The 3582-nt window shown below is 64.4% G+C and carries 4 protein-coding genes; 1 reads left to right on the top strand and 3 read right to left on the bottom strand.

The window, feature by feature from the left end; genetic code table 11:
* From AC1D00_RS31880 to AC1D00_RS31870, 3 genes are all read right to left on the bottom strand, one after another.
* On the bottom strand, nt 1-841 hold an 841-nt coding region (locus AC1D00_RS31880; protein WP_477013399.1), incomplete at its 3' end, for a sulfurtransferase.
* 48 nt (nt 842-889) lie between these two features.
* Nucleotides 890-2002 (bottom strand): acyl-CoA dehydrogenase family protein, encoded by a 1113-nt coding sequence (locus tag AC1D00_RS31875; protein ID WP_167770714.1) that lies wholly within the window; start codon nt 2000-2002, stop codon nt 890-892.
* A gap of 35 nt (nt 2003-2037) precedes the next feature.
* The gene (locus AC1D00_RS31870; protein ID WP_092191689.1) at nt 2038-2580 is read right to left on the bottom strand and encodes an OsmC family protein; all 543 of its coding nucleotides are present in this window, start codon (nt 2578-2580) and stop codon (nt 2038-2040) included.
* A 247-nt stretch (nt 2581-2827) separates the two neighbouring features.
* Between AC1D00_RS31870 and AC1D00_RS31865 the strand changes: the two genes are divergently transcribed.
* On the top strand, nt 2828-3481 hold the full coding sequence (locus AC1D00_RS31865) for a TetR/AcrR family transcriptional regulator (RefSeq protein ID WP_135174144.1): 654 nt from the start codon (nt 2828-2830) through the stop codon (nt 3479-3481).
* Nucleotides 3482-3582 lie beyond the last annotated feature (101 nt).

Raw genomic sequence — 3582 nt, 5'->3', positions numbered from 1 at the left:
GTCCCTGCTCGATCGGCAGCGACGGATCGCGCGACCATTCGTTCCAGGAGCCGAAATACATCCGCACGTCCTTCACGCCGGCGTTTTTCAGCGCCAGGAACGTGTTCGAGGCACGCGCGCCCTTGAAGCAGTAGAGATAGACCGGCGTCGTCTGCGAGATGCCGACGGTGGCGCATTCGGCCAGAATCTCGTCTTTGGACTTGAAGCGCGGGCCTTCCGCGGTCGGCTTCATCATGCGGTACCATTCCAGCCAGACCGCGCCGGGAATGCGGCCCTTGCGCGGGCAGAAATCCTTGCCGTACGGAGACGAGCTGTCGCCGATCCACTCGTCGACATCGCGCACGTCGAGGATGGCGATGCCGGGCTTGCCGACGGCGCCAAGCATCGTCTTCGCATCGATCAGGATCTCGCCCGCTTCAGGCACGATCGCAAACGAGGCCTTTGCGGGCGTGGGCACGTCCTTCGTCACCGGGAAGCCCGCCGCCGACCAGGCATCGAAGCCGCCATGCAGCACCTTGACCTTGGGATAGCCCAGCATGGTGAGCAGGTAGTAGCCGCGGCAGGACTGGCCGAAGCCGGAGTTCATCGACTGTTCGTAGATCACAGCCGTCTCCTTGCCGGAGAGGCCGGCGCCGCCGAAGGCGTCGGCAAACTTGGTCTTCAGTTCGGCCATCCCCTCCGGCGTCGAGGTCGCGAGGAACGTGAAAATCTCGTGCACGTTGACGGCGCCCGGCAGGTGGCCGGCGGCGTAGGCATCGGGGTTGCGGGTGTCGATGACGACACACGGCTCTAGCTTCAAGAGATCGGCGAGTTCGACGGCAGTGATCAGAACGTCAGTCATGGCAGCCTCTCCGTTGAGGTTGGGGGTCTTCGGGTGGACTCGCAAAAATCAGGAATCGGCAAGCATCTTGCGCAGCTGCTTGGTGGCAGGCGTGACGATCGCGACGAAATAGGCTTCGCGCAGCCGCCGCTGCGCGCGGTGGCTCCTCAGATAGCCGCGCGCGCCACAATGCAGCATCGCCGCATGCGCCGCCGCGACGCTGGCCTCGCCGGCGCGCAAGCGGAGCGCGATCACCTTGCGCCAGTAGGTCTCCTCCTCGTTGTAGGGATCGCGCGCCAGCGCCATGGTCTCCGCCTCCAGCTCTGCGGCGAGATCGCGGAAATGCACCGGCTGCTGCGGCAGATAGCGGTTGACGTGGCCGAGGGGACCCCCGACCTCGTCCATGATGTTGATGCAGTCTCTGATCACGCCAAGCGCCATGCCGGCCTGGAGCAGGATGAAGCCGGCGCGGATCTTCTTGACGAAGGGACCGGCAGGATCGGCGAGGATCAGATCATCCGGCACGAACACGTCGCGGAACTGCACGCCATAGGTGCCGGTGCCGTCCATGGCGAGGAACGGCTTGCACGGCGTGAGCGTGATCGCGGGATCGGAGCAGTCGGCCAGGAACATCACGAGCCCCGGCTCGTCCTCGCGCTCGAAGATGGTGCCGAAATAATGATCGGGCCCGAGATTGGAGACCCAGGGCAGCGCGCCGCGCACGATGTAGCCGCCCTCGACCTTCCGCCCTTTCAGCTTGAGCTTCTCGATGCCGAAAAAGCTCTTCATCGGGTTGGAGAGCCCGGTGCCGCCGAGCACGCGGCCGGTCGAGAACGCATCGCCGAAGCGCTTTGCCAGCTTCATATTGGTGGAGTTGGCGGCGTACCAGACCAGCGTGTTCTGGCACCAGGCCATGAACGCCGTGGCGCCGCAGACCTCGCCGATCGCTGCCATCGCCTGGATCGCGCAGCGCAAATCGGCGGGACCTTCATGCGGCATGTGACTGCCCCAGGCGCCGACCTCGCCGAACTTGCGCAGCACCTCGGCCGGATAGACCGAGCCGTCGTCGATGCCGGCGGCGAGCGGCGCAAGCTGCTCGCGCGCGATCCGCGCCACCTCGCCTGCAATGGACGGTGCGGGCTGATCCAAAATGTCGGCCCGTGATAAAGCCAGTGAACCCATGATCGTCTCCCGCACCTTGTCCTGTTGCCGTCAGCCTAGATGCCGACCTCGAGATTGACCGGGCGGGTGAAGGTGTTGGCGACCGGCGACCATTTCTTCACATGGGCGACCAGCGCGTTGATCTCGTCCTGCGAAATGCCTTCGCACTCCATGTCGACCTTGACGCGCACGTCGGTGAAGCCGACCGGCTTGTCGGAAACATCGCCGGTGCCCCACACGGCCGTAATGTTGAGGTCGCCTTCGAGCTCGAGCTCGAGCTTGTTGACGATCCAGCCGCGATGCACGGCGTTGGCGTGCAGGCCGACCGCAAGGCAGGAGCCGAGCGCGGCGAGCGAGGCTTCCGACGGATTGGGCGCGGTATCGTCGCCCAGAAGGCCCGGCGGCTCGTCGACGATGTAGGGCGGCAGGTTGCGGATGTAGTTGGCGTGGCGGAACTTGCCTTCCGCGACCGTCTTGCACTTCAAGGTCTTGACGACCTTCGGATTGGCCTTGCCGCTCGCGATCAGTTGCTCGAGCCCATTCTTGTCGATGGGCGCGAGGCAACCCGTCAGCACTGTCTTTTGAACGACGGCAGTCATCAGTTTTCTCCCTGGCAGCCGAGGAAATCGGCAGGATACCGAACGGTCTGTTTCCTTGCATGGAGCGTGCCAGAGACGGCCAAAAGCAAATTGCGAAGCATTGGAGCCGCTTAGCGGTCGCTGCCTGCGGATTGATCAGCGGCCGCTTGCTCAAAGGCGATGCAGATGGGGTGCGCTTTGCGAATCTTTTCAGCGCGGAACAGATGCGGCTTGCTGATGCGGCGCGGCTGCGGGTAAGTTTGGACTCATGGCAAAGACGTCATCGAAGAAGACATCCAATTCGCCCCACGCCGGTGCTGGCGAGGACGAGTCCGCGCGCGGGCGCCTCTTGAGCGCCGCGACGCATCTGTTCTGCAAGAACGGCATCAACGCCACCGGCATCGACGCGATCATCGAGGAAGCCGGCACGGCGAAGACCACCCTCTACAAATTGTTCGGCTCCAAGACCAATCTCGTCAACGCGGTGCTGGAGAGCGAAGGCAAGCAGTGGCGCGAATGGTTCATCGGCGCCATGGAGCAAGGCGGCGGCGACGCGCAGGCGAAACTGACGCGCATCTTCCCAGCGCTGAAGAGCTGGTTCGCGGAGGAGCGCTTCTACGGCTGCCCCTTCATCAACGCCGTCGGCGAGCACGACAAGGACGCCAAGCAGTTCCGCAACATCGCGCTGAAGCACAAGAAGATCGTGCTCGGCCACATCGAGAAGCTCGCCGGCGAGCTCGGATCGAGCGAGCCGGCAGTGCTCGCGCACCAGCTCGGTCTCATCATCGACGGCGCGATCGTCGCAGCGATGATCTCGCGCGACCCGGGCGTGGCGGATACGGCCGCGCTTACCGCCGGCCCCCTGCTCAGCCAGTCCAAGACGAAGAAGAAGCGCGCGGCGGATCAGCTCGAGGCGGTGTGAACGCTGTGATCTTGTAGCCCGCATGGAGCGGAGCGGAATGCGGGGACACTGTCCCGGATTGCGCTTCGCTCCATCCGGGCTACGGGCTCATGATGTAGCCC

This window comes from Bradyrhizobium sp. P2_E8, from assembly GCF_056403875.1.
Note: the sequence above shows the minus strand (reverse complement) of the source record. Positions and strands in the feature narration are given on the sequence as shown.

Bases quoted from the DNA above. Each gene is read 5' to 3' on its own strand.
- AC1D00_RS31875 (WP_167770714.1), bottom strand. From the start codon at position 2,002: ATGGGTTCACTGGCTTTATCACGGGCCGACATTTTGGATCAGCCCGCA.
- AC1D00_RS31870 (WP_092191689.1), bottom strand. From the start codon at position 2,580: ATGACTGCCGTCGTTCAAAAGACAGTGCTGACGGGTTGCCTCGCGCCC.
- AC1D00_RS31865 (WP_135174144.1), top strand. From the start codon at position 2,828: ATGGCAAAGACGTCATCGAAGAAGACATCCAATTCGCCCCACGCCGGT.